This is a genomic window from Brucella sp. NBRC 12950, assembly GCF_030268145.1.
Taxonomy (GTDB): Bacteria; Pseudomonadota; Alphaproteobacteria; order Rhizobiales; family Rhizobiaceae; genus Brucella.
The window spans coordinates 15,121-41,789 of record NZ_BSQC01000008.1; the positions used below are offsets into that span (position 1 = coordinate 15,121).

Consider the following 26,669-nt stretch of genomic DNA (forward strand, 5'->3'; position numbering starts at 1 on the left):
GTAGGGCTTTTACTGAGCAAGGCGTTCTGAATGCCATTTGAGATGGTCATCCATGAAGGTCGAGATGAAGAAATAGGAATGGTCATAGCCTTCACGCATATTGAGCGTGAGCGGGATGCCAGCTTTATGGCACGCCTCATCCAGCAACCAAGGACATAATCCTTCTTCAAGGAACACATCGGCTTCTCCCTGATCGACCAGAAATTCTGGAAAGCGGTAGCCGTCTTCAATGAGCTGCGTCGCATCATAGGCACGCCATGCGCGTTCTTCTGTGCCCAGATATTTTTCCAGTGCAGGCTTCGACCAGTCGGCTGTTGAAGGCTGCACAATCGGTGCGAAAGCCGATGCCGATTTGAAGCGGTCGGGATTTTTGAGCGCAATCGTAAGTGCGCCATGTCCGCCCATCGAATGGCCGGTGATGCCCTGACGCGACATATCAAGCGGAAACTCAGCTGTCACCAGATCAGTCAGTTCCTTAGTGATGTAGTTATACATCTGATAGTTTTTGGCAAATGGTTCCTGTGTAGCATCGACATAGAAGCCAGCACCTTTGCCGAATTTCCAGTTATCCGGTTCATCCGGCACGTCATCACCGCGTGGGCTTGTATCCGGGCAAATAACGGCAATTCCTAATTCTGATGCCATTTGCCGATATTCGCCTTTATCCATCACATTCTGATGAGTGCAGGTGAGGCCGGAAAGATACCAGAGTACCGGTACACGACCATCTTTTGCCTGTGGTGGCAGGAAAACGGCAAAGGTCATATCGCACTGGTTGGTCTCGCTCTTATGGCGATAGACGCCCTGCGTTCCACCAAAGCATTTTGCAGTCGAAATCGTTTCCATGAGAGTTCCTGATTTTTATCCGCTTCCGAGTGCGACCACGACATTCACTGTCGCTGCAACAAGGACCGTATTGAAAAAGAATGACACGACGCTGTGCAGAAGCGTTACTTTTCGCATCGCGGTGGTCGTGACATTGGTATCGGACGTCTGTGCCGTCATGCCGATGATGAAGGCGTAATAGGCGAAATCCCAGCCGGAGGGCTGTGGTGTTTCTGGAAAATTGAAGCCGCCTCTATATCTGCTGGCATGGGCTGAATCGTCGCCTGCGGGTTCGCGTGGCTGCCAATACATGTGTGCGTAATGGATCGCCGTCATCATGTGGATTGTAAACCAGCCGAGGGGCACAGCCGCAAGCGTCATGACGAGCGAAAACAGGTCGGCTTTGGGTTGCTGGTTTATCAGGATGAACAGCGACACCACAGCCACAACAACGGTGGCAAATGTCACCAGAAAGATGATCCAGATCGGCTCATCCGCCGTTGCCGCATGTTTTCTGAGATAGGGCGCGGTGAGTTTGGGTAAAGCCGCAAGCGCCAGAACGAGATACAGCACAAAGAAGCAGTTTGCCCCGATGACCGGGGCAAGCGAGCTTTTAAGAAGCCATGCGATAATGAAGGTTGCAGCGCCACCAATGGCTGCCAGATAAAAGGACATATGGCGGCGCAGCAGAAACATCAGGCCGCACTTTCCTGTGGTGCCAGCCGCATATCGACATGCGGAATGCCATCTTCGAGATATTCTTCCGAAATCGCGACAAAGCCGAACGAGCCATAGAATTTCTGCAAATGGCTCTGTCCGCCAAGCTCAATGGCAGTGCCTTGAAAGCGTGTCTGAGCAAAGGCGACAGCCTCTTTCATGAGACGCTGACCAAGCTTGTAACCACGATAATCCGCTGCCACGACAACGCGACCGATCTTCACCGGCTTACCATCCTTCTCTGGTGGTAGAACCCGCAGACTTGCTGCAAGTTCTTCACCATCGAGAATGCGTAGGTGAAATGCGTCATAATCCTTGCCGTCGATTTCGGGGTAAGGGCAATTCTGCTCCACCACGAAAACATCCACGCGCAGCTTCAGCATCGCATAAAGCGCGCGGGGGGTCAGGTTGTCGATTTCATCCCAATGGGAGGTAAAAAGCTTCTCACTCATCAGTAGACAATCACCGAGCGGATCGACTTGCCTTCATGCATCAGATCGAAAGCCGTGTTGATTTCATCAAGCGGCATGGTGTGGGTGATGAGGCTGTCGATGTCGATCTTGCCTTCCATGTACCAATCGACGATTTTTGGCACATCGGTACGACCGCGCGCACCGCCAAAGGCTGTCCCCTTCCAGACGCGTCCGGTGACGAGCTGGAATGGACGTGTGGCGATTTCCTTGCCGGCTTCAGCGACGCCAATGATGATCGATTCACCCCAGCCGCGATGGCAGCATTCCAGCGCCTGACGCATGACATCGGTGTTGCCGGTGGCATCGAATGAATAATCAGCGCCGCCATCAGTCAGATCCTGAATGGCCTGCACAACCTTGTCATTGCCGATTTCGCGCGGGTTGACGAAGTCGGTCATGCCGAATTTCTTCGCCATTTCCACCTTGGATGGATTGATGTCGACGCCGATGATCTTGTCGGCACCAACCATGCGTGCGCCCTGAATGACATTGAGGCCAATGCCGCCAAGACCAAACACAACAACATTGGAGCCCGGACGAACCTTAGCCGTGTAAATAACTGCGCCAATGCCGGTGGTTACGCCGCAGCCGACATAGCAGATCTTGTCGAAAGGTGCGTCTTCGCGGACCTTGGCGACTGCGATTTCCGGCAGAACGGTGAAGTTCGAGAAGGTCGAGCAACCCATATAATGGAACACTTCGCCGCCATCGCACGAAAAGCGAGAGGTTTTGTCAGGCATCAGGCCCTGACCCTGTGTTGAGCGGATCGAAGTGCAGAGGTTTGAACGCTGCGACAGGCAGGTTTTGCACTGGCGGCATTCCGGCGTGTAAAGCGGGATCACATGATCACCGGGCTTGACCGACGTAACACCTGCGCCCACTTCGCGCACAATGCCCGCACCTTCATGGCCGAGAATGGCCGGGAATTTGCCTTCTGAATCAAGGCCGGAAAGCGTGTAGGCATCGGTGTGGCAAACGCCGGTCGCCATGATTTCGACCAGCACTTCGCCAGCGCGTGGACCGCCAATTTCAACGGTTTCGATGGTGAGCGGCTTTTTTGCCTCCCAGGCAACGGCTGCGCGTGACTTCATGACGATATTCCCTTCAATTTCAGTGTTCGGGTATGCGCCTATTTCAGATAGGTGCGCAAAATCCGCATGATTTCGTCGATCTCTGCATCGGGATCTGCCACAGCATCGCGCGCTATCGTCTCACGAGCCTGGCCGAATGTCTCGCGAAAATGGCTTTCCAGCACTTCCGCCATTAATCCATTGGCAGCCCCGCGCAACGCCGCAATCTGCTGCAAGAGTGCAGCACATTCCGTGCCTGCTTCCACCGCGCGCTCCAAGCCTTCGGCCTGGCCTTTGATACGGCGCAGGCGCGTCAAAGCGCGCTTTTTGTCTTCCGGTGAATGCGGCATGGAATCTCCCGATTTTCACGAAGCCTATATACTATAGGGGAGTATGTCAATTGCTCCGGAAATGCCTTTTGCGAGAATGGTTTTCTCCGCAATTGGCATGGCCCGGATTTTAAGCCTCAAGCTTGAGATGCAACAGCGGATAGGGGCGTCCCTGATCATCGGTTTCCGAGCGACCTGTCTCAACAAAACCGACATGGCGATAAAAGCCCACGCCTTGCGTGTTCTGCTCATTCACATCGACGGTCAGAGTGCCCCGCTTTTTGGCGTGCGCAATCATATGCTTGCCAATACCCTTGCCGCGCTGGTCGGGGGAAATAAACAGGCTGTCGATATTGTTATCGGTCATGCCCATGAAGCCGACCGGCTTGCCGTCATCCTCAATGACATCGACTTCCACATTCGGCAGATATTGCTCACCGACCAGTTTTTCGATTTCAGCGAAATCTTCGTGGCTTAGAAAGTCATGTGTTGCCAGCACGCTTGCGCGCCAGATAGCGGTGAGGGCGGGGGCATCCGCCGGTTTAGATTTTCGGATATGGATCATCATCGTTCCTTGTGTGATAAGCACCAAAGCAACGCCTTTATAATACGGAATTTCATTTGACGAGTCTGCCCGATCTTCCCGTCACCCGCATTCTGCCGCAGCTTGACGTCGCATTTGCCACCCATGCAAGCGCGGTTTTGGTTGCTCCTCCCGGCGCGGGTAAGACGACGCTGGTGCCACTGCATTTTTTAAATGCAAGCTGGCGCGGTGACGGCATGATTGTGCTGCTCGAACCGCGTCGCTTAGCAACGCGTGCAGCGGCGCGCCGCATGGCGCAGTTGCTCGGTGAAGAGCCGGGCGAAACAGTCGGCTATCGTATGCGCCTTGAAAGCAAGGTCTCGGCGAAGACCAAAATCCTTGTCGTCACTGAGGGCGTTTTTGCACGCATGATCCTTGATGACCCGGACCTAAAAGGCATAGCGGCGGTTCTGTTCGATGAGTTTCACGAACGCAGCCTTGATGCCGATTTTGGTCTGGCGCTGGCGCTCGATGTGCAGGCCGCTTTGCGCGAGGATCTCAGAATCCTTGTCATGTCGGCAACGCTTGACGGTGCGCGGGTGGCGTCACTTTTGGGCGATGCACCCATCATTGAGAGCGAAGGCCGGGCTTTTCCCGTCGATATTCGCCACCGCGACCGAAAGCCTGACGAACGCATTGAAGATGCGATGGTGAAAGCCATTCGCGAAGCGCTGGCCGACGAAACGGGCAGCATTCTTGCCTTTCTTCCCGGTCAGGGCGAGATCGAACGCACGGCAGGAACTCTGGAAAAGTTTCTGCCTGCCAATATCATTCTGGCCCCGCTTTATGGCGCGATGGAAGGCCGTGATCAGGATGCGGCAATCAAGCCAGCTCCCGCAGGACATCGCAAGGTAGTGCTGGCGACATCGATTGCCGAAACCTCCATCACAATCGACGGCGTTCGGGTGGTGATTGATTCTGGCCTTGCCCGCCTGCCAAAATACGAACCCGCCACCGGCCTGACCCGCCTTGAAACCGTGCGTACTTCGCGTGCGAGTGCTGATCAGCGCGCTGGTCGTGCTGGTCGTACCGAACCGGGCATCGCCATCCGCCTTTGGCATCAAGGGCAAACGGCGTCACTCCCTGCTTTCTCTCCGCCAGAAATTCTGGAGGCAGATCTTTCCGGCCTCGTGCTTGATGCGGCTGCTTGGGGCGTGACCGATCCGGCAACGCTTTCGCTGCTCGACAAGCCGCCGCTACCGGCGCTCAAAGAAGCCAAAGCATTGCTTAGCCGGCTTGGTGCGCTTGATGAGGCTGGACGTCTGACCGCAGACGGCGAGGCCATGCGCTCGCTGGCACTCCCTGCACGCCTTGCACATATGGTGGCGGAAGCGGGCAAACGCGGCGAGGCTTTGCGGGCGGCGGAACTCGCCATGCTTTTGACCGAGCGTGGCCTTGGCGGCAATGAAACCGACCTCGACACGCGCATGTCGCGGTTCCGCAATGACCGTTCTGATCGCGCCCAGCGCGCCAAAGGACTGGCGAAACGTCTGGCTGCTAATGTGCCTAACAAAGGCGAGGCGGCAGGTTCAAGTGTTGGCCGGATGTTGATCGACGCCTATCCAGACCGTATCGCCAAAGCACGCGGCCAGACCGGACAGTTCCTGCTGGCCAATGGCCGTGGCGGTGAGGTCGATCCCGCTATCAGCCTCAGCCGTGCGCAATGGCTGGTGGTGGCCGATATGTTGGGCAAGGCAGGTCGCGCACGCGTTCTTTCTGCGGCTGAAGTTTCAGAAATTGAAATCCGTGCTGCACTCGGCACGAAGATCGAAAGCGGACGACAGGTCGTCTATGATGCAGAAAAGAACGCACTACGTGCGCGTGAAGCCGTTCGCATTGGCGCTATTGCCTTGTCGGAAAAGCCGCTTGCCGCCCCTTCCGGCGTGAGTGCCGATGAAGGCGTGATCGCTGCCGTGCGTGAGCACGGACTGCAAGTCCTGCCGTGGGGCAAAGAGGCCGAAATTCTACGTCGTCGTTTAGGTTGGCTTTATCGCGGTCTCGGCGATCCGTGGCCTTCGATGGATGACGACAATCTCATTGAGCGTCTTGATGACTGGTTGCTGCCTTTCCTCACAGGCGAAGCACAGCTCGATCGCATCCCGGCACATGTGTTGAAAAACGGCCTTATGAGCCTTGTGCCGTTCGATCTGCAACGCCTCGTCGATCAACTGGCGCCGACGCATTTTGAAGTTCCGACCGGCTCGAATATCCCGATCCGCTATGACACGGAGGAGCCGGTTCTCGCCGTGCGCGTGCAGGAGCTGTTCGGCCTTGGCATTCATCCGGCCATTGCCAATGGCAAAGTACCGCTTTTGCTTGAATTGCTTTCCCCCGCCCACCGCCCGATCCAGATCACGCGTGATCTGCCGGGCTTCTGGCAGGGTTCATGGGCCGATGTGCGTTCCGATATGCGTGGCCGCTATCCGCGCCATGTCTGGCCGGAAGACCCAGCCAATGCAGAAGCCACCCGCAGGGCCAAGCCACGCGGCACCTGATGCCGATCAGGAATGCAGAACGACGTGGACCTCATCCTGATCGCGGATGTTGAGATTTTCACGGATGCGCTTGTCCGAGATCAGCTCAATGCAGTCGTGCATATGCGATCCGATACGCCGGAAAATCCATACATTCATGGAACGGGAATGCGCATAAAGCGTCGCCCGCCATGCCTGGCCAATGCCGCGGCGTGGCTTGAAGAATTTGCGGCGCAGACTGTTGTTCAAAATTTCGTGCTGCGGGATAGTGATGCTCGGTGGAACGAGGCCGCGATCCAGCGCCTTTAGCTGCTTGCGACGGCTTTGCAGAATGGATGGGTATTCCATGATCTGCACATTCAGCGAGCCGGATGCAAAGTGATCCGGCCAGTCCTTTGGTGAATTATCCAGATGTTGTTTTCCAGGAATGACGAGCTCGGAATGTTTTCCAAGCCCGGACGATATCTTCCCCCTGAAGACAATCACGCGGCGCCCTCCATCGCTTTGCAGACAGTCCTGTTATAATTCCTTCACAAAATCGACACAATTGCTGATTGGCAGGTTTTTGCCCATGAGGGAAAACTTGGAAATCCCCCACATAATAGGGCGTCGCGTGTAGTGCACGCCAAAGCCTGCGACTGGATGACACAGTTCTGCTTGCGTGAATATGCGCCTTGCCGCATAAGGGGCGGATAGGGGTGATCATGCACGCAGAATTCGACAATCGGGCTTCAAATCTTTCGCGAAAGCCGCGCCTGACCACGTTGGTGCGTCTGCGCTGGCTGGCAATTGCTGGGCAAACCGCGACGGTCATGTTCGTGGCGCTCTATCTGCAGTTCAATTTTGCAGTCGGTATCTGTTTTGCGCTGATTGCATGTTCCGCATGGCTCAATCTCTATCTGGCATTTCGCTTCCCCACCAATCACCGCTTAAGCCCGACTGCGGCAAGTATCGTGCTGGCGTTTGATATTCTGCAACTGGCAGGATTGCTTTATCTGACGGGTGGCGTTCAGAACCCCTTCGTTATCCTGATGATTGCTCCAGTCATCATTTCAGCAACGTCGCTTTCCGTGCGCCATACGCTGGCGCTCGCATTGCTGGTTGTGCTCAGCACCTCCGTGTTGATGCTCTATTACAGGCCTCTGCCTTGGTATCCGGGCGAACATCTCGATTTGCCGATTTTGTTTGTCTCAGGCATCTGGTGCGCGATCATCGCTGCACTGGGCTTTACCGGTGTCTATGCCTATCGCATTGCGGAAGAAACACGCCAGCTGGGCGATGCCCTTGCTGCCACCGAACTCATCCTGCAACGCGAGCAGCACCTGACCGCGCTTGATGGGCTGGCCGCCGCCGCCGCGCACGAACTCGGTACGCCCCTTGCCACCATCACTTTGGTCGTCAAGGAAATGCAGCGTACCTACGCCAAAAAGCCGGACAGCGATCCGGGTCTTGCTGAAGATATTGCCCTGCTGCAATCGCAGGCTGCGCGCTGCCGTGAAATCCTCCAGCGGCTCACCAGCCTCTCTTCCGAAAACGAAGAGCATATGTCGAGGCTGCCTTTCTCATCGCTGATTGAGGAAGTGATCGAGCCGCATCGTGATTTCGGCATTTTGCTTGAAGTGGAAAAGCAGGAAGGTCCGAAGCCTGAGCCAGTGGTGCGTCGCAATCCGGGTCTTCTTTATGGTCTCGGCAATCTGGTGGAGAATGCTGTCGACTTTGCGCGCGATAAGGTCAGCGTCACTTGGGGCTGGACTGAAAACACCGTCAGCGTGACCATTCAGGATGACGGTGAAGGGTTCAAACCAGAAATTCTGGACCGAATCGGTGAGCCCTATATGACCAGTCGTGACAGCGCACATAACGGTGGCGGTGGTCTCGGGTTGGGATTTTTTATCGCAAAAACACTGCTGGAACGCTCTGGAGCGCAGATTAGCTTTAAAAATCGCAAGAATCCGGGGCAGGGTGCAGAAGTAAAAGTCACATGGCCTCGTTCCGCTTTCATTGTAAGCTGATGAATATATTGCACAATTAATCTTGGGTTGAAGTGCTGTCGCTTTACGCACGGCGCTTCAATTTCATCAAATTTTCGTGCGTGCGATTAGAAATTGCATTTAATCACAATGCTTTACGCTCTGTTGCAATTTAAATTTTGCTGAGATTGCTTCAATAATTCAATGGCTATTTGACTTTTTGCCGCAGGGATATCAATAAGGAAACAAAAATACAGGCAGGAAGAATCCCGATGGACGACTTGAAGCAGGAAGACACCGAAGCCATAGGCAACGATCCGACCCTCCTTCTGGTTGATGACGATAAGCCGTTCTTGCAGCGCCTTGCACGCGCAATGGAAGGAAGGGGCTTTCAAGTGACCACGGCTGAATCAGTCGAGGAAGGCATCGCTGCCGCAAAAGCTTCCGCACCCGCTTATGCCGTTGTCGATATGCGCCTTGGCGATGGAAATGGCCTCGACGTCATTGAAGCCATCCGCACCCGCCGCACCGATACGCGTGCGATTGTGCTCACCGGCTATGGCAACATCGCTACCGCGGTGAATGCTGTGAAGCTTGGCGCGATTGATTATCTTTCCAAGCCAGCTGATGCTGATGAGGTTTTTGCGGCTCTGACCCGTCGTCCGGGCGAAAAGGTTGCACCGCCGGAAAATCCGATGTCCGCTGATCGTGTTCGCTGGGAGCATATTCAGCGCGTTTACGAGATGTGCGAGCGCAATGTTTCCGAAACGGCGCGTCGTCTCAACATGCATCGCCGTACTTTGCAGCGCATTCTGGCCAAGCGCGCGCCGCGCTAAAACCAAGCCTCACAAGCATTTTAGGCTTTAATCTATATCGGTCTCGGGTACATCGAGACCTGCAAGCTCCGCAATCGTCAGACGAGCAGCACCTGCTCTTGCAAAACGCAGCATCAGCGCTTTGCGTGTAGCGCCTGAGAGCTTGTGTTCTGGTGCATCGCGCAGAATTTCCGCGCCATAACCATCCGATAAAATGAAGCCGCAATCTTCCGGAAAGATTTCGCGTGGCACGGATGGATGCGTTGCAAAAAACAGCCGATCGCAAAACGCGCGATAGTCTGGCCATTTCCGATCAGCCTTCCAGTCTTCGATTGAAGATTTGATCTCCACGATCCAGATTTCGCTCTTGCGGCTGACGGCGATCAGATCGGCGCGCCGACCAGATGCCAATGGCAGCTCCGGCAAAGTCGCCAGCCCCATTTCCAGGAATAGACGCTGAACACCACGACGCACGAGCATCGCGTTTTCGGATTGTCGTCCGTCAGAAAGTGGGTGTGTTTTGTTGGGAATCACGATCGGCATTTACGCATTTTGCGCCCTCAAATCGCGTTGAGCAATCGAAGAACGCTGATTTCCGGCGGCATTCGAGTGGCGAAAATTTGGAAAAGATGGCAAGAAAATGGCTAAAACAGGATTTTTCAATTTACGGTTAACGGCTGGTTAACAATACTGACGCAACTTTGCACATGAATGAGCGATTCGCTCCTGATGATGGAAAATCTCAATCTGGGGGAAATTCATGAAGTCTCGTGTTTTGAAGCTGGCCGCAGCACTTCTTCTTGGTGGTGCACTTGCGGGCTGCTCCACGGTGGGTGGCACTTTTTATACTGCGTCCTATTCGTCGATCAGTGATGCTGGCTATACTATTCCAGCCATCCCGAACGAAAAGATCCCACAGCAATATCGCCGCCAGATCGTGAAGTATCAGACCGATGAAGCTCCGGGCACGATCATTGTCGAGACGCGCGAGAAGTTCCTTTATCTGGTGCAGCCAGACGGCAAGGCCATGCGTTATGGCATTGGTGTGGGCCGTGAAGGCTTCGGCTGGTCGGGAACGGCGCGTGTTGCCATGAAACGCGAATGGCCAACCTGGACCCCTCCATCGGCTATGATCAAGCGCCAGCCTGAACTGGCAAAATACCGCAATGGTATGGAACCGGGCCTTAGAAACCCGCTTGGTGCGCGCGCGCTTTATCTCTTCAACAAGGGCGGCGATACCGGCTACCGCATCCATGGCACGCCAGAATGGTGGTCGATCGGTAAAGCCATGTCTTCAGGCTGCGTTCGCATGATGAATCAGGACATCATCGATCTTTATGAGCGCGCAGAGCAGGGCGCAAAGGTTATCGTGAGGCAGTAATACCAAGGCGCGAAGATGCTGACGCATCACGCCTTGAAAAAGTTCAATCGCCACTCGGGCTTAACCAAAACTCCACAAACAAAAAGGCCGCTGAAAAGCGGCCTTTTTGTTAGGAATTATAACAGCTTAGATTTGCTCGACCTGCTGAACTTCCGGCACGAAATGGCGCAGAAGATTCTGGATGCCGTGCTTGAGTGTCGCTGTCGACGAAGGGCAGCCCGAGCAGGCGCCTTTCATGTGCAGGAACACGGTGCCGTTTTCAAAACCGCGGAAGGTGATGTCGCCACCGTCCTGAGCAACTGCAGGGCGCACGCGGGTTTCGATCAGTTCCTTGATGGTTTCAACGATCTCGACATCGGCTTCATCGAAGAATTCTTCTTCGCCATGATCGTCACCGGCATTGACGGCAGCGTTGCCAGTCATTGCTGGCGCACCGGACATGAAATGTTCCATGATCGTGCCGAGGATTGCCGGCTTCAAGTGCTGCCACTCGCCATCTTCCTTGGTAACGGTGATGAAATCATAGCCGAAGAAAACGCCGGTCACGCCAGGAACTGCAAAGAGCTTGGCAGCAAGCTGCGATGTATTGCCAGCACTTGCCGCATCGCGGAAATCCGCTGTGCCTTCAGGCATCACGACCTTGCCGGGCAGAAACTTCAGGGTCGCCGGGTTTGGCGTCGTCTCGGTCTGGATGAACATATCAGTTCTCCGCTTTCAATATCAGAAGCTTTTCGTAAGCATGGATGCGCATTAAGGCAAGCCTCATCTCAAAGGGCGCATGCGCGTTACGATCAATATAGGGTGATTATGTCACCGCATCAATGTCTTCATCCGAAAGACCAGCTGGAATGACGGTGACGGGAATCTGGAATTGGGCGCGATTGGCCAGAGACTGCACGAGAGGGCCGGGGCCTTCGTTACCTGATCCTGCGGCCAGCACCAGAATTGCAATGTCCTGATCTTCTTCGATGAGGTTCGGCAGCTCGTCGGAGATGCGACCTTCACGGATGATCAGCTCAGGCTCGATGCCCTGTTCTTCGCGCACTTTGGCGGCAAATTTTTCCAGCGTCGAACGCGCGCGCTCTTCAGCTTCGGCGCGCATGATTTCACCCACGCCCAGGATTTGCTGAAAATCTGAATTGTCGATGACGAAAAGCATGACAAGCGCGCCGTTTGAGTTTTTCGCGCGGCGCGCAGCATAGGCAACGGCACGCCCGCATTCGGGCGTCTCGTCAATCACGGCAAGAAACTTGCGGCGGTGGCCGGCTTCCCGGCTAAGTCGTTTTGATACCATGGCGATAATGTGGCATTGCAAGGCGCCGCCCGCAAGCAGGCAGCGCCAGAATATTACAAGCGGTTATTATCAGTTCTGCAGCCAGCCGATGATGTCCCGAACATTGCGCATGTTTGCTTCAGCAATCACGCTCGCACGTTCTCCGCCATCTTTCAGAACGCTGTCGATATAGGCTGGATCAGCCACCAGACGACGCATTTCATGGGTGATTGGCGATAGTTTCGCAACGGCCAGATCGGCAAGTGCTGCCTTGAATTCGGAGAACTGACGCCCACCAAATTCGCCCAGAATATCCTGCTTCGATTTCGATGAAAGCGCTGCATAGATGCCGACGAGGTTATCTGCTTCCGGGCGACCGCTCAGACCATCCAGTTCCGAAGGCAGACCGTCGGAATCGGTCTTGGCCTTACGGATCTTCTTGTTGATGGTTTCTTCATCATCAATCAGGTTGATGCGCGACAGATCCGACGGGTCGGATTTTGACATTTTCTTGGTGCCGTCACGCAGCGACATGATGCGCATGGCCGGACCCGAAATCATCGGTTCGGTCAGCGGGAAGAAGCCTGAAACCTGTTCGTCACCAACCTGCATGTCCACACCGATGCCGAGTGAAGCAATGCGGTCGGAATAGTCGTTGTTGAACTTCTGCGCGATGTCGCGGGTGAGTTCCAGATGCTGCTTCTGGTCTTCGCCAACAGGCACATGGGTTGCGCGATAAAGCAGAATGTCGGCAGCCATCAGGCTTGGATAAGCGAAGAGACCAAGCGACGCATTTTCACGGTCCTTGCCAGCCTTGTCCTTGAACTGCGTCATGCGGCTCATCCAACCGATGCGCGCCACACAGTTGAACACCCATGCCAGTTCGGCGTGCTGCATCACGCGGCTCTGGTTGAAGACGATGCTTCGCTTAGGGTCGATACCGGAGGAGAGGAAGGCGGCCGTCACTTCACGGGTTGACTGGATCAACTCGGCTGGATCGGGCGAGACGGTCAAGGCATGCATGTCTACCACACAGTAGATGCATTCCTGCGTCTCCTGAACCTCTACCCACCGCTTGATGGCACCAAGATAATTACCAAGGTGAAGGTTTCCGGTCGGTTGAACGCCGGAGAAGACAAGCGGTTTGAACGTGCTCATGATGTAATCCTGATGTTGGCCTTCGCCGGTGGAGAGCGAAGGTGTTTTTAATGGACGTCTTTTCGCAGAGGCATAGCGGCCTTTCAAGAGTGAATTATACTTCGCTCTCAGGCTCTTTCTTCACAGCGCCACGCTTGATGTTGCGGCGGATCATGCCGGTATTTGCACCACCCAGACCAAAAGCCAGCCCGAAATAGACGACCATTGCTGCCACAACCATGGCCGTGACGGTTCCAGCACGCACGCCAAAGGACGATGCCGATGAAAGCTCGTGAGCAAAATAGCCGATAGCAAAATGAATGCCGATGGCCATGACACCGGCTGCAATCAGCAGACGCGGAATACGGGTGAGCAAAGGAATATCGTTGCCCCAATGACCGCGCTTCACAAGAGTTGCAAAAAGCAACGCTGCATTGACCCAGCCAGCGGTGATTTCTGCAATTGCAATACCGCTTGGTCCCATGCGCTGAAACAGTGTTATGGCCAATGAGACATTCACAACCACGGAAATTGCAGCGAAAATCATCGGTGTGCGGGTGTCTTCGCGCGCGAAGAAACCCGGAATGAAGGCTTTGATCAGCACGAAAGCTGGCAGGCCGATGCCATATATCGCCAGAATGTTTGAAACCACGAGTGTTGACTCGGCACTGAACTGACCGCGTTCAAAAAGAAGCCGCACAATCGGTTCCGACATCACCAGAAGGGCCGCTGCTGCAGGAAGCGTGAGGAACAGCGTGAACTCGACCGAGCGGTTTTGCAGGTTTGAGGCTTCCTTCATATGCCCACCGCGCAGTGCGCGCGACAATTCCGGCAGAAGCACGGTTGCAACAGCAATACCCACGACGCCAAGTGGCAGCTGGTAGATGCGGTCGGCATAAACGAGCGAGGAAACCGCGCCCTCCATGCCCGATGCGATGTTGGTGTTGATCAGCAGGTTGATCTGCGTGATGCCGCCGGTGATCGCCGCAGGCAGCGCCAGTATCAGCAAGCGCTTGACATTGGTGGTAAGACGCGGACGGCGAAAGCCGATTTTGATGCCTGCATTGCGCACGGCGATCCAGACGATTGCCAGTTGCACAAGACCCGCAGCCATCACACCCCAGGATAGCCCATAACCAACAGCCAGCGCGTCATAACCCTTCCACCATGCAAAGGCCAGAACGCCGATCAGGATGATGTTGAGAAAGATCGGTGCGATGGCTGCCGCAAAATAGCGATGCAGCGAATTCAGCATCCCGCCCATCATGGCCGCAAGCGACATACAGGCCAGATAGGGGAACATGATGATCGCGAGCCGCACCGTATTGTCGAACTTCACCGGATCGTCGGTAAAGCCCGGCGCAATGACCGTACGCACGATAAACGGCATGGAGAGTTCCATCGCGATGGTGATGAAAAGCAGCACAGTGAAAAGAACGCCAAACACCTCTTCAGAAAAGCGACGAGCGCCTTCCATACCGTTCTTTTCAATTTCCTTGGCGAAAAGTGGAACGAAGGCTGCGTTGAACGCGCCTTCGGCAAACAATCTGCGGAACGTGTTCGGGAAACGGAAAGCGGCATTGAACGCATCGGCAACCGGGCCGGTGCCAAGTGCCGCCGCCATGAACATTTCGCGCGTGAAGCCGAAAATGCGGCTCATCAGCGTTCCAGACGCAACGGTTGCGAACTTTTTGACCAAACTCATTTACTGAAAAACCTATGCTGCTGCGCGACCGTTGGTTTTGGCGCCGTTTTCACCACCCAGCACAGCAAGAAGCTTACGCCTGATATTGCCCTGTCGGGTTGCATTTGAAATCTTGTGTCCTACCAGATCGGTAACATAAAAACTGTCGATCACCTTCTCGCCGAAGGTGGTGATATGCGCCGAAGCAATATCCAGCGAAAGGTCAGAAATAAGGCCCGTCAGTTCAGACAAAAGGCCAGGCCGGTCAAGACCTTCCACTTCGATCACCGTAAACTTGTCGGAAAGAGCGTTGTTGATCTCGACACGCGGCTCGACTTTGAAAGCCTTTGCACCGCGCTTGGGCTTTGTCCGCTTGGCAAGTACATCCGGCAGATGCGCTTTGCCCGACAGCACGTCTTCGATCACCTTGCCCACGCGTTCTGCACGGCGGCGTTCGTCTTCATCTGTGTCGAATTCGCGGCTGATCAGGATCGTATCGAGCGCACGCCCGTCGCCGGTGGTGAAAATCTGCGCATCGACAATATTGCCGCCAGCCGCAGCACAAGCGCCTGTAATGATCGACAACAGGCGCGGATGATCGGGCGCAAGCACGGTGATTTCCGTCACTGCTTCAAATGTATGCGGCTTTGCAAGCGTCGCCAGCGCGCGGCCATTCTGGTCGGCATCGCGGATGAAATGTGCATGACGCACCTGATCGTCAAGGCTGACGGTGAGGAAGTAATTGGTGTAGTGCAGGCCGAGATAGGCTTCGCGTTCTGCTTCCGGCCAATCGGCAAGCTTTTCGGCAAGGGCTGCGCGTGCCTGCCGGTCGCGATCGGCGCGTGGCAGTTTGGAGAAGCCGCCTGTGAGAACCAGCTCGGTTTCATAGAAAAGCGTGCGCAGCAGCTGGCCTTTCCAGCCGTTCCACACGCCGGGACCGACGCCCTTGATATCGCAGACCGTCAGGATCAGCAGAAGCTTCAGCCGCTCCATCGTCTGCACGGTATCGGCGAAATCGACGATGGTTTTGCGGTCGTTGAGATCGCGTGACTGTGCAACCATGCTCATGGTCAGGTGTTCGCGCACCAGCCATTCGACGGTTTCGGTTTCCGACGGCGAAAGGCCGAAACGCGGGCAAAGTTTTTTGGCAATGCGTGCACCGGCAACCGAATGATCTTCGGGCCGCCCCTTGGCGATATCGTGCAAAAGCATCGCCACATAAAGCAAATTGCGATCACGTTTGATGGTGGTGATCAGATGGTTTGAAAGCGGGTGCTCGTTTTCCAGTTCACCATGCTCAATCTCGGAAAGCACGGCAATGCAACGCAGCAGATGCTCATCCACCGTGTAGTGATGATACATGTTGAACTGCATCATGGCGACGATTTTGCCGAAATCCGGGATGAATTTACCGAGCACGCCGGATTCATTCATGCGGCGTAAAATGAGTTCCGGATTGCGGGGCGAGGTCAGCACTTCCAGAAACAGCCTGTTGGCTTCCGGGTTCTCGCGCAGTTCCGAATTGATGAGCTTCAGCGAGCGGGTGAGCTGCTGCATGGCATCGGGATGAAATTCCAGCCCGAGCTTGTCGGCAAGGTGGAAGATGCGGATGATATTGACCGGATCGCGTTTGAACACATCTGCATCGGCAATGTTGATGCGATGGTTTTCGGAAACGAAATCATTACTTCCGGCAAGCTTGCGCTTGCGGCGCGAGAAGGTGAGGAAGATGCGGTTGAAACCCGGCACATGCTTTGCCTGTTCCTCTTCCAGCGCCGCACAGAGAATGCGCGTCAGATCGCCGACGTCCTTGGCGACGAGGAAGTAGTGCTTCATGAAGCGTTCGACATAGTTCTGGCCGGGATGCGCCGTATAACCCAGACGCTGTGCAATTTCCGGCTGAATGTCGAAGGAAAGGCGCTCTTCTGCCTTCAGCGTTGCAAAATGCATATGGCAGCGCACGGCCCAGAGAAAATCTTCGGCCTTGTTGAAAAGCTTGAGTTCTGCACGAGACAGAACGCCGAGCTTGATCAGCTCTTCCTTGCTTTTGACGCGATAAAAATATTTGGCAATCCAGAACAGCGTATGCAGATCGCGCTGGCCGCCTTTGCCTTCCTTGACGTTTGGCTCAACCAGATAGCGAGTTTCGCCCGCCTTCTTGTGGCGATTGTCACGCTCGGCAAGTTTGGCCTGAATGAATTCAGGCCCTGTATCCTTGACCACTTCTTCGTCAAAACGTGTGACGAGAGAGCTGAACAGATCGCGATTGCCGATGATAAAACGCGCATCCAGAATGGCGGTGCGGATTGTCATATCTTCACGCGAAAGACGAATGCATTCGTCGATATTGCGGGTGGAATGGCCCACTTTCAGCCCCATATCCCAGAGCATGTAGAGCATATATTCGGCGACCTGCTCACCCCATGGCGTCTGCTTATAGGGCAGCAGAAACAGCAGATCGATATCTGAACCCGGGGCCAGTCCGCCGCGACCATAGCCACCGACAGCGACGATTGCCATGTTCTCGGCTTTGGATGGATTGAGCGCTGGATAGGCTTTGGTGCTGGCGAATTCGAACAATGCGCTGATCAGCGTATCCATCAGATAAGACAGGCGCCGCGCACAAAGCGAGCCGCCGCCATCTTTCATAAGCATGTTTTCCGCAACGCCGCGACCGCGCACGAGCGCATCTTTCAACGCATGCAAAACCACCTTGCGAACAGGCAGGCTTGTGTAGCTTTCATCGGCTGAATCCGCGAGCTCGTTGATCTTGCGACGGAGTGTTTCTGGATTGACGATTTCTTCGAGCTTCAGGTCGTGTGCGCTCATGCGGCTTGTATGTCCGGAGTGTTGGGAGAGAACTGACGGAACTATCCTATAGCCGGTTTTAGATATGGTGAACATTGAAAAGAAAAGGCCGGGCAATGCCCGGCCTTTATCACGTTGTCATGCGTCTTTTCAGTTGCCAGCGTTGTAAGCCGCAATAGCAGCCATATTGACGATGTCGGTATCTTTTGCGCCAATGCTGACAATCTGTGCTGGCTTGTCGAGGCCAACCAGCAGCGGACCGATGATCGTTGCACCGCCCAGCTCCTGAAGCATATTGGCTGCGATCGATGCCGAGTGATTGTCGGGCGTAACGATGACATTGGCCGGGCCCGACAGACGGATGAACGGATAACGCTCCATCAGCTTCGGGTTCAGCGCTACGTCAGCACTCATTTCGCCGTCAAACTCGAAATCGACGTGACGCGTGTTGAGAATGCGCACGGCTTCCTGAATACGCGTTGCGCTTTCGCCGCCCATATGGCCGAAGGTCGAAAATGCGGTGAGTGCAACACGCGGCACATAGCCCATGCGGCGTGCCATGCCAGCGGCTTCAACAGCGATATCGGCAAGTTCTTCGGCGGTTGGCTTTTCATGGACTGCTGTATCGGCGATGAACACGGTGCGGCCACGGCAAAGCGCAATGGAAACACCAACCAGACGATGGCCCGGCTTCGAATCGATCACGCGGCGCACATCTTCTAGGCCGGTCGCATAGTTACGGGTGATCCCCGTTACCATGCCGTCAGCGTCGCCAAGGGCAACCATGCAGGCCGCAAAATGATTGCGGTCATTGTTGATCAGGCGATGGCAATCGCGCGTCAGATAGCCTTTGCGCTGAAGCTTCTCATAGAGGTAGTCGGCATAGGCCGAGTTGCGGCTCGACAGACGCGCATTGATAACTTCAATGCCCGGACGGTTAAGATCGAGGCCGGCTTCCTTGGCGGTTTCTGCAACACGCTCTTCGCGGCCAACCAGAATGGCAGTGCCAAGACCCTGATTGACGTAGGAGACAGCGGCGCGCATGACCTGTTCTTCTTCGCCTTCGGCAAAGACGATGCGCTTTGGCTGACGACGCACGCGCTCATAGATGCCGCGCAGTGTGGAGGCAATCGGATCGCGACGGGCGAGCAGTTCCTGCTTGTAGCCCTCAATGTCTTCAATCACACGTCCGGCAACACCGGTTTCAATTGCAGCTTTTGCAACAGCTGCCGAAACGGTTGCCAGGAGGCGCGGATCGAACGGCACCGGAATGATATATTGCGGACCAAAACGCGGGCGGCTGCCCTGATAGGCGGCAACCACATCATCCGGCACGTCTTCGCGTGCCAGTTCCGCGATTGCATAGACGGCTGCAATCTTCATCTCGTCATTGATCGTCGTGGCACGAACATCGAGTGCGCCACGGAAAATATACGGGAAGCCGAGAACGTTGTTGACCTGGTTCGGATAGTCCGAACGGCCGGTTGCAACGATTGCATCGCTGCGTACTTCGGCGACATCTTCCGGCGTGACTTCCGGGTCCGGATTGGCCATTGCAAAGATGATCGGATTTGGCGCCATCGAACGCACCATTTCCTTGGTCAGCGCGCCCTTTGCCGAAACGCCGAAGAAGATGTCGGCATCTTTCATCGCGTCTTCGAGCGTGCGCTTGGAAGTCTTGATGGCATGAGCCAACTTCCACTGGTTCATGCCTTCTTCACGGCCATGATAGACGACGCCCTTGGTATCGCAGAGCGTGACATTTTCAGATGGGAAGCCGATAGCCTTGATCAGTTCGATACAGGCAATGCCCGCCGAGCCTGCGCCATTACAGACGAGCTTGGTATTCTTGATGTCGCGGCCGGTCAGTTGCAGCGCGTTGATCATGCCGGCTGCGGCGATAATTGCCGTGCCATGCTGGTCATCGTGGAAAACCGGAATATCCATCACTTCGCGCAAGCGCTGTTCGATGATGAAGCAATCCGGTGCCTTGATGTCTTCGAGATTGATGCCGCCGAAGGATGGGCCGAGATAGCGCACAGCATTGATGAATTCATCAATGTTTGTGGTATCGACTTCCAAATCGATGGAATCCACGTCCGCAAACCGCTTGAAGAGGACTGCCTTGCCTTCCATGACAGGCTTGGAGGCCAGCGCGCCGAGATTGCCGAGACCCAGAATGGCGGTGCCGTTGGAAATGACCGCAACCAGATTGCCCTTGGCCGTATAATCATAGGCGGTGGCAGGGTTTTCTGCGATTGCCTTAACCGGCACGGCGACGCCTGGCGAATAGGCCAGCGACAGGTCGCGCTGTGTGGTCATTGGCTTGGTGGGATTGATTTCCAGCTTGCCTGGGCGGCCCTGAGCGTGAAAGTCGAGCGCTTCCTTCTCACTGGCTGTGGGTGTGCGTTCTGGCGTGTTGCCCTTCGGCGTCGAGACTGGCATGTTCCCTCCGGTTTCTTCTGCGGGACGAATTCGATAGCGTCAGTCTGTGGGAGTGTAAACAGCGCATTTTGGAATAGATATTCATCCGAAAAAGCATGATATCGATATTATTATGTCTTTAAATGGATTTAAATCGCAATAAATGAAGGTTTAGCATGGAAGCGAAGGTCGAAGAGAAACAGTTGGAAGCGGGGGAAAATACCACGCAGGAAACCGCTGTTCGCCTCACGCCCATGATGGAACAGTATATTGAGATCAAAGCCGCGAATGTTGATTCGCTGCTTTTCTATCGTATGGGCGACTTTTACGAGCTGTTCTTCGACGATGCGGTAGAAGCTTCCAGAGCGCTGGGCATCACGCTCACCAAGCGTGGCAAGCATCTGGGCGAAGATATTCCGATGTGCGGTGTGCCGGTTCATGCCTCCGATGATTATCTGCAGAGGCTGATCGCCAAAGGTTATCGCGTTGCAGTTTGCGAGCAGATCGAAGACCCCGCGGAAGCCAAGAAGCGTGGCTCCAAATCGGTGGTCCGCCGTGATGTGATCCGGCTTGTAACCCCCGGCACAATCACCGAAGAAAAGCTGCTCGATCCGTCGGAAGCCAATTATCTGATGGCGCTTGGCCGCACCAAAGGCGACGGCGCGCTGGCGCTCGCATGGATTGATATTTCGACAGGCACGTTCCGCGTGTCAGAAACAACTGAAGACCGGCTCTTTGCCGATGTTGCACGCATTGATCCGCGCGAATTGGTCGTCGCTGACACGGCGTTTCACGATGCCGATCTGCGTCCGACTTTTGATCTGATCGGCAAGTCTGTCATTCCGCAGCCAGCAACCCTGTTTGACAGTGCGGCGGCTGAGAACCGTATCCAGCGCTATTTCAATGTGGCGACACTGGATGGTTTCGGACAGTTCAGCCGTTCCGAGCTTTCCGCTATTTCCGGTGCGATTGCCTATATCGAAAAGACGCAGATTGCCGAGCGTCCGCCGTTGATGCGGCCTGAACGGGAGCAGGAAGGCGGTACGATTTTCATCGATCCCGCCACCCGCGCAAGCCTCGAACTCGCTCGCACTATGTCGGGCAATCGTGAAGGCAGTCTGCTCAAGGCCATCGACCGCACGGTAACGGGTGGCGGTGCACGGCTTCTGGCAGAACGTTTGACGGCACCCTTGACCGATCCCAAGGCGATTGCGCTGCGCCTTGATGCCGTTTCGTGGTTTCTGAGCGAGCAAGCGCTTTGCGAAGGGCTTCGACTGGAGCTTAAAGGCGTGCCGGATATGCCGCGTGCCTTGTCGCGTCTGGCTGTGGGCCGTGGTGGTCCGCGTGATCTTGGTGCCTTGCAGCGGGGTTTTGAGGCCGCAAACGGAATTGGCTCGCTTCTCGAAGGCGCACTTCTGCCTGATGAGCTGGCTCAGGCACGCGAAGCGATTGAGACCTTGCCTGTCAGCTTTGCTGCCCATATCGACCGCGCACTTGCCGAGGAAATGCCGCTTTTGAAGCGCGACGGCGGCTTCGTGCGTCAGGGCTATAATACCGAGCTTGATGAAATGCGCGCGCTGCGTGATCAGTCGCGCCGTGTCATTGCCGGGCTTCAGGCCGATTACATCGAGGAAACCGGCATTAAAACGCTGAAAATCAAGCACAACAATGTGCTTGGTTATTTCATTGAAGTCACAGCCAATAATTCCGGCACCATGACCGATACGGTTGAAGCGAAGGGCCGCTTCATCCATCGTCAGACCATGGCCAATGCCATGCGTTTCACCACCACGGAACTGGCAGAGCTGGAAAGCAAGATCGCCAATGCAGCCGACCGTGCGCTCTCCATTGAGCTGGCAATCTTTGAAGAACTGACTGCGGAAGCGGTCAGCCATGCCGATAGTATTCGTGCGGCGGCCGTAGCCCTTTCGGTATTCGACGTTTCGGCTTCGCTGGCAGTTCTTGCCGAAGAGCAGGGCTACTGCCGTCCGCTGGTTGATGACAGCCTGTCTTTCAACATCGTCGCTGGTCGTCATCCGGTGGTTGAGCAGGCATTGCGTCGGCAGGCGGCCAATCCGTTTGTGGCCAATGATTGTGATCTTTCACCGCAAAAGGACGGTGGAAATGGTGCGATCTGGTTGCTGACTGGCCCGAATATGGGCGGTAAATCGACCTTCTTGCGCCAAAATGCGCTGATCGCGATCATGGCGCAGATAGGTTCGTTTGTGCCTGCAGGTTCCGCACAAATCGGCGTTGTGGACAGGCTGTTCAGCCGCGTTGGTGCGTCGGACGATCTGGCTCGGGGCCGTTCGACCTTCATGGTGGAAATGGTTGAAACTGCCGCCATTCTTAATCAGGCGGGTGAGCGTTCGCTGGTCATTCTCGATGAAATTGGTCGTGGCACGGCAACCTTTGACGGGCTTTCGATTGCCTGGGCGGCAGTGGAATATCTGCATGAGAAGAACCGCTGTCGCGCACTCTTTGCGACCCACTTCCATGAAATGACGGCACTCTCTGAAAAGCTCGATCGGCTGTTCAACGTCACCATGCGGGTCAAGGAATGGGACAATGATGTCGTCTTCCTGCATGAAGTGGCAAAGGGTGCGGCTGATCGCTCATATGGCGTGCAGGTTGCGCGCCTTGCAGGTCTACCGGAAGCTGTCGTTAATCGCGCGCGCGATGTGCTGCATCAGCTGGAAGCCGGTGAAACATCTGGTAAGGCCGACAAGTTGATTGATGATTTGCCGTTGTTCTCCGTTGTGTTGCAACAGGAAAAGCCCAAGCCACAGGCTGCCGCAAAGGATAGCGAATTGGCAAAGGCTGTGGCAGCGATCAGCCCCGATGAGCTGACGCCGCGTGAAGCGCTTGAACTGGTTTATAAGCTGAAGGAATTGGCTGGCAGGGCGTGAAATTAGAAAAGGCGAAGCTGAGCTTCGCCTTTTCTTTTATACAAACCTGTTAGCGTCCGCGCCGTAATACGTAATGTAGCGGCTGGAAATGCGCTCAATCGGCAGGATGATGAAAACATCGGTCGTGCCGAAAGCTTCATCGATCACTGCGCCATCACCAATCATGGCACCAAGACGCAAGTAACCCTTCACCAGTGGCGGCATTGAGAACAACGCAACCTTGGTGTTGATCGCTTCCTTCGGCATCAAATCCATAGGCTGATAGCGATGTGGCAGCGCGCGCACATCCCAGTCAGGCGTTGCACGGCAGTTCTGATGCAGGAACGACAGTCCCAGCGCATGTGCGGCTGGCACAGCACCATGGAACGATGCACAGCCAAACATCACGTCAATCGAATGACGACGGCAATAAGCCCATGCACCCTGCCACAACAGCTCGACCGTGCGCTTGGAGCGATATTCAGCCTTCACACAGGAACGGCCAAGCTCAAGAAGTCTGAGGTTTGGGCGTGAAAGTGCGAGACGCTGCACATCATATTCGTCTGCTGAATAGAAACCGAGTGCCTTTTCGGCCTGATCACTACGCATCAAGCGATAGGTGCCGACGATCTGCTGATGTTCAGGCACGGGCAATGCGGTATCATAAACAAGAAGATGGTCGCAGATGGCGTCGAAACGGTCGGCGTCTCTTAATTCAACTTCTTCGATGGTTTCCTTGCGGGCGCCCATTTCTTCGAAGAAGACGCGAAAGCGCAATTCCTGCGCCGCTTCGATTGCGTCGCGGGAGTTTGCTAGTCTTACTTCCAGCGATCCGATGCGTCCCAGAATGATAGGGTCGCTTCCAGATGCGAAAAGCGATGGTTGTGCTTCTATGCCCGACATGATCGTATCATCAATGATTTGCTGGTCCATTCCAAGCAGTACTGACATGATGATTCGCTCCTGATCCTGTTGTTCACGCAATCCTGAACGGTGTGCTTGCTGGTATTTCAGCAAATGCTAACCGTTTCCGCTTTTTCCACGGCCTGGTTGCGTGGACATGACGTCCATTCTAACCGAAGCAGTACAGATTCAGTGCTACGCGACGATGACAGAACCGTGTCACCAATGTGTCAATTCAGGCTGTCGAACCTTATCCCCTTAAAATCGCTTTTAAATTCTCGGCTACAAATTATGCGAAAGGCCGAAACTGTTCAAGCCGCCTATCGGCGAGCAGGAAATAGGGACGGCTTCGACGCGCATCCCAATAATGATTGGCGATTTAGCGCGCCGCCTTCTTCTCGCGCCGCCAGCCAAGAAACTCTTCCAGAATGATTAGCGCCGCTCCGATGGTGATGAACGTGTCGGCGAGATTGAAGACCGCAAACGACCATGTCGGCAGGTGGAAAAGGATATAATCGACCACATAGCCATGCATCACGCGATCAATCAGATTGCCGATAGCGCCACCCACGACAAGTGCAAAACCATAGCGGGCGAAAACGCGATTGGCCGGATTGGTCCACCAGAGGTACAGCACGAAAAGAATGACGGCAGCGGTGATTGCGACCAGTCCCCAATCGTGCAGCCATGCCAACATCGAAAAAGCGATGCCTTCATTATGCGTGCGGAAGAGTGCCAGGAAGGGCAACAGATCAATCTGCTGCCCGTAGCCCATGCGGGTTTCGACCAGATATTTAACGCCCTGATCGATCAGGACTGCGATAATGACAACGAGAAACGACGACAAAACCGCATGACGCTTCATCCGCTGGACCTTTCATCGAGAGTGAGTGCCTCGCGGCGGATTTCATAAAGCATGACACCGGTGGCAATCGCCAGATTAAGCGAATCTGCACGGCCTGCCTGCGGGATGCGTGCGAGCTTGTCGCAGCTTTCAGCAAGCGTTTCCGGCAGACCCTGCTGCTCATTGCCCATCATCAGAATAACCGGCTTTTTGGCGTAAGGGATCGTGCGATAATCGACAGCGCCTTTGAGATGCGTGCCAACGAGAAGACCCGAAAAGCCTTTGCGCCAGTTCAGAAACTCGGTTTCCGTTGTCTTATAGAGCGGCATCGAGAAGACCGAGCCCATGGTGGCGCGCACAGTTTCCAGCGAATAAGGATCGGTGGTGTCGCCAATCAGGATGATACCCTTCGCACCAACTGCATCGGCGGTGCGGATAACAGTGCCGAGATTGCCGGGATCACGCACACGATCAAGCGCTATGTAAACATCGTTGCCTTTTGGCTTGAGGTTTGCAAGCTGCTGATATTGCTGCTCGAAAACGCCGACCACCATCTGCGGATTATCGCGGCGGGTGATCGCAGCCATGATCTTTTCGGTCACTTCCAGCACCAGTCCGCCCTTGGCGAAAGTGCGTGCTGCAACCTGCTCGACCATCTTGTTGCCTTTGCCGGATTTGGCAAATACCAGTGTCTTGATGCGCCAATCCTGTTCAAAGGCATCGATGACAAGCTTCAGGCCTTCTGCAAGAAATACACCTTGCTGATCGCGGAATTTTTTCAGCGCCAGCGAGCGCAGGTCTTTGACAATCGGATTTGTGAGGCTGGTGACTTCCTTCACCTGGCCCACGCGTGATCCGGTCTGATTATTGCCGCTTCTGGAGAAATCGTCGTTTCGGCTCATTTTGCTACCCAGCGGCTGAACATGGATGTGGAAAGTGCGCGTTGGCTCGCACGTTCGCGAAGAATAAGTTCGCCCGATTCGACTGTGCCGCCAAGACCTGTGAAACGGTCGCGCACCAGCTCGTGAATGGCGAAGAAGGAAGCGCGGATCGAATAGGCGGTCAGAATGACGGCCAGCGCGTTTGGCGTGAGAATGGAACGACAGGTATCGACCATTGCAGGCAGATGTTCGAACAACTGCCAGACTTCGCCGTTCGGACCACGACCATAGGCTGGCGGATCAAGCAGGATGATGTCGTAGAAGCTGCCGCGGCGTTCTTCGCGCTGCACAAACTTCATAGCATCTTCGCAGATCCAGCGGATCGGCTTGTCGGAAAGATCGGCCATCTCCTGATTTTCGCGTGCCCAGACGATCGCCTTTTTGGAAGCGTCAACATGGGTGACTTCGGCACCTGCGCGTGCTGCAACGAGCGATGCAACGCCGGTATAACCAAACAGATTGAGCACTTTCACCGTGCGGCCCGACTTGGCGGCATCGCGGATCAGATTGTCCATATAGGACCAGTGCGCGGCCTGTTCCGGGAATACGCCAACATGGCGAAACGAGGTGAAGCGGCCATGAAACGATATGCCGTCATGCCGCATAGGCCATGTTTCACCCAGAGTTTCACCAAGCGGCAGTTTCGGGAATGCCCAGCGTCCCATGCCTTCTTCATCGGTGTTGCCGGTAAAGACGGCATCGGCCTTGTCCCATTCGCTTTTCGGCAGGCTTGGGAGCCAGATCGCCTGACCTTCCGGGCGTACAATGCGATAAGGACCATATTGCTCAAGCTTGAGGCCATCACCGCTGTCGAGCAATGCATAATCGTCGGACGGTTCTGTTTCGAGGATGACGGGTGCGCGTTCACCCGGGCGCTCGCCCTGATAAGCTTTGATCTCGCGCTGAGGCGCTGCGATGTGCTTTTCTTCAGCAGGCTTTGGTGTGGCTTTTGCAAATTGCGGACGCGGCTTCTTGAAGAACGAAGCCTTGTTGTCCGGCTTGCTCTCATGTTTGGCAGCTGAGCGCGGTTCGTCGTGCTTTGCGCGACCAAAACCGCGCTGCTCTTTACCGCCCGTTGGCTTTTTGCCTTTTCCTTTTGGCGCCTTCACCCGAAACTCCGTGATTTATTT

At 55.1% G+C, this 26,669-nt stretch carries 23 protein-coding genes; 5 read left to right on the plus strand and 18 right to left on the minus strand.

Annotated features, from left to right (window positions below; all coding sequences use genetic code 11):
• Positions 1–9 precede the first annotated feature (9 nt).
• From fghA to QSJ70_RS14330, 6 genes are all read right to left on the minus strand, one after another.
• Positions 10–846, minus strand: coding sequence for an S-formylglutathione hydrolase (fghA, locus tag QSJ70_RS14305; RefSeq protein WP_285537348.1), 837 nt, complete (start codon positions 844–846; stop codon positions 10–12).
• Positions 847–861: 15 nt separating this feature from the next.
• Entirely contained in the window at positions 862–1,521 is a 660-nt protein-coding gene (locus tag QSJ70_RS14310; RefSeq protein ID WP_285537351.1) for a DUF1345 domain-containing protein, read from the minus strand.
• Positions 1,521–1,994, minus strand: coding sequence for a GNAT family N-acetyltransferase (locus QSJ70_RS14315; RefSeq protein WP_285537352.1), 474 nt, complete (start codon positions 1,992–1,994; stop codon positions 1,521–1,523). Before QSJ70_RS14315 ends, QSJ70_RS14310 begins: the two co-directional genes overlap by 1 nt.
• Complete coding sequence (locus QSJ70_RS14320; protein ID WP_285537354.1) at positions 1,994–3,106, minus strand: S-(hydroxymethyl)glutathione dehydrogenase/class III alcohol dehydrogenase; 1,113 nt, start codon at positions 3,104–3,106, stop codon at positions 1,994–1,996. Before QSJ70_RS14320 ends, QSJ70_RS14315 begins: the two co-directional genes overlap by 1 nt.
• A 38-nt stretch (positions 3,107–3,144) precedes the next feature.
• Entirely contained in the window at positions 3,145–3,435 is a 291-nt protein-coding gene (locus tag QSJ70_RS14325; RefSeq protein WP_007873209.1) for a metal/formaldehyde-sensitive transcriptional repressor, read from the minus strand.
• Positions 3,436–3,544: 109 nt separating this feature from the next.
• The gene (locus QSJ70_RS14330) at positions 3,545–4,003 is read right to left on the minus strand and encodes an acetyltransferase (RefSeq protein WP_235822325.1); all 459 of its coding nucleotides are present in this window, start codon (positions 4,001–4,003) and stop codon (positions 3,545–3,547) included.
• A gap of 32 nt (positions 4,004–4,035) precedes the next feature.
• Between QSJ70_RS14330 and hrpB the strand changes: the two genes are divergently transcribed.
• Positions 4,036–6,492, plus strand: coding sequence for an ATP-dependent helicase HrpB (gene hrpB, locus QSJ70_RS14335; RefSeq protein WP_285537359.1), 2,457 nt, complete (start codon positions 4,036–4,038; stop codon positions 6,490–6,492).
• 6 nt (positions 6,493–6,498) lie between these two features.
• On the opposite strand, the gene QSJ70_RS14340 is transcribed toward hrpB, so the two are convergent.
• Complete coding sequence (locus QSJ70_RS14340; RefSeq protein WP_064320063.1) at positions 6,499–6,957, minus strand: DUF120 domain-containing protein; 459 nt, start codon at positions 6,955–6,957, stop codon at positions 6,499–6,501.
• Between the two features lie 218 nt (positions 6,958–7,175).
• Between QSJ70_RS14340 and QSJ70_RS14345 the strand changes: the two genes are divergently transcribed.
• Together QSJ70_RS14345 and regA are read left to right on the plus strand one after the other, a co-directional pair.
• Complete coding sequence (locus QSJ70_RS14345; RefSeq protein WP_285537361.1) at positions 7,176–8,483, plus strand: ActS/PrrB/RegB family redox-sensitive histidine kinase; 1,308 nt, start codon at positions 7,176–7,178, stop codon at positions 8,481–8,483.
• A gap of 230 nt (positions 8,484–8,713) precedes the next feature.
• A complete protein-coding gene (regA, locus tag QSJ70_RS14350; protein WP_007873219.1) occupies positions 8,714–9,277 on the plus strand; it encodes a global response regulator transcription factor RegA in 564 nt (187 codons plus the stop codon).
• Between the two features lie 27 nt (positions 9,278–9,304).
• On the opposite strand, the gene QSJ70_RS14355 is transcribed toward regA, so the two are convergent.
• Complete coding sequence (locus QSJ70_RS14355; RefSeq protein ID WP_007873222.1) at positions 9,305–9,799, minus strand: MmcB family DNA repair protein; 495 nt, start codon at positions 9,797–9,799, stop codon at positions 9,305–9,307.
• A 217-nt stretch (positions 9,800–10,016) separates the two neighbouring features.
• On the opposite strand from QSJ70_RS14355, the gene QSJ70_RS14360 reads away from it, so the two are divergent.
• A complete protein-coding gene (locus tag QSJ70_RS14360) occupies positions 10,017–10,637 on the plus strand; it encodes a L,D-transpeptidase (protein ID WP_007873225.1) in 621 nt (206 codons plus the stop codon).
• A 126-nt stretch (positions 10,638–10,763) separates the two neighbouring features.
• On the opposite strand, the gene QSJ70_RS14365 is transcribed toward QSJ70_RS14360, so the two are convergent.
• The 6 genes from QSJ70_RS14365 to QSJ70_RS14390 all read right to left on the minus strand — a co-directional run bounded on the left by QSJ70_RS14365 (position 10,764) and on the right by QSJ70_RS14390 (position 19,984).
• Positions 10,764–11,336 carry a NifU family protein gene (locus QSJ70_RS14365; protein ID WP_285537364.1) on the minus strand — a complete coding sequence of 191 codons (573 nt, stop codon included), beginning with the start codon at positions 11,334–11,336 and terminating at the stop codon, positions 10,764–10,766.
• 106 nt (positions 11,337–11,442) lie between these two features.
• Entirely contained in the window at positions 11,443–11,931 is a 489-nt protein-coding gene (locus QSJ70_RS14370; RefSeq protein ID WP_007873229.1) for a universal stress protein, read from the minus strand.
• Between the two features lie 69 nt (positions 11,932–12,000).
• Entirely contained in the window at positions 12,001–13,068 is a 1,068-nt protein-coding gene (gene trpS, locus QSJ70_RS14375) for a tryptophan--tRNA ligase (protein ID WP_285537366.1), read from the minus strand.
• Positions 13,069–13,162: 94 nt separating this feature from the next.
• Positions 13,163–14,752, minus strand: coding sequence for a murein biosynthesis integral membrane protein MurJ (gene murJ, locus QSJ70_RS14380; protein ID WP_007873233.1), 1,590 nt, complete (start codon positions 14,750–14,752; stop codon positions 13,163–13,165).
• Positions 14,753–14,764: 12 nt separating this feature from the next.
• A complete protein-coding gene (locus QSJ70_RS14385; protein ID WP_105518075.1) occupies positions 14,765–17,560 on the minus strand; it encodes a [protein-PII] uridylyltransferase in 2,796 nt (931 codons plus the stop codon).
• Positions 17,561–17,689: 129 nt separating this feature from the next.
• Positions 17,690–19,984, minus strand: a complete 2,295-nt coding sequence (locus QSJ70_RS14390; RefSeq protein WP_285537369.1) for an NADP-dependent malic enzyme — start codon at positions 19,982–19,984, stop codon at positions 17,690–17,692.
• A gap of 155 nt (positions 19,985–20,139) precedes the next feature.
• Between QSJ70_RS14390 and mutS the strand changes: the two genes are divergently transcribed.
• Positions 20,140–22,872 carry a DNA mismatch repair protein MutS gene (gene mutS, locus QSJ70_RS14395; protein ID WP_285537371.1) on the plus strand — a complete coding sequence of 911 codons (2,733 nt, stop codon included), beginning with the start codon at positions 20,140–20,142 and terminating at the stop codon, positions 22,870–22,872.
• 36 nt (positions 22,873–22,908) lie between these two features.
• On the opposite strand, the gene olsB is transcribed toward mutS, so the two are convergent.
• From olsB to QSJ70_RS14415, 4 genes are all read right to left on the minus strand, one after another.
• Positions 22,909–23,802, minus strand: coding sequence for a l-ornithine N(alpha)-acyltransferase (gene olsB, locus QSJ70_RS14400; RefSeq protein ID WP_285537373.1), 894 nt, complete (start codon positions 23,800–23,802; stop codon positions 22,909–22,911).
• Between the two features lie 331 nt (positions 23,803–24,133).
• Positions 24,134–24,619, minus strand: a complete 486-nt coding sequence (gene lspA / locus QSJ70_RS14405) for a signal peptidase II (RefSeq protein ID WP_007873245.1) — start codon at positions 24,617–24,619, stop codon at positions 24,134–24,136.
• A complete protein-coding gene (locus QSJ70_RS14410; protein ID WP_064320067.1) occupies positions 24,616–25,500 on the minus strand; it encodes a TrmH family RNA methyltransferase in 885 nt (294 codons plus the stop codon). Before QSJ70_RS14410 ends, lspA begins: the two co-directional genes overlap by 4 nt.
• Positions 25,497–26,648 carry an RsmD family RNA methyltransferase gene (locus tag QSJ70_RS14415; RefSeq protein ID WP_285537380.1) on the minus strand — a complete coding sequence of 384 codons (1,152 nt, stop codon included), beginning with the start codon at positions 26,646–26,648 and terminating at the stop codon, positions 25,497–25,499. Before QSJ70_RS14415 ends, QSJ70_RS14410 begins: the two co-directional genes overlap by 4 nt.
• Positions 26,649–26,669: the final 21 nt, after the last annotated feature.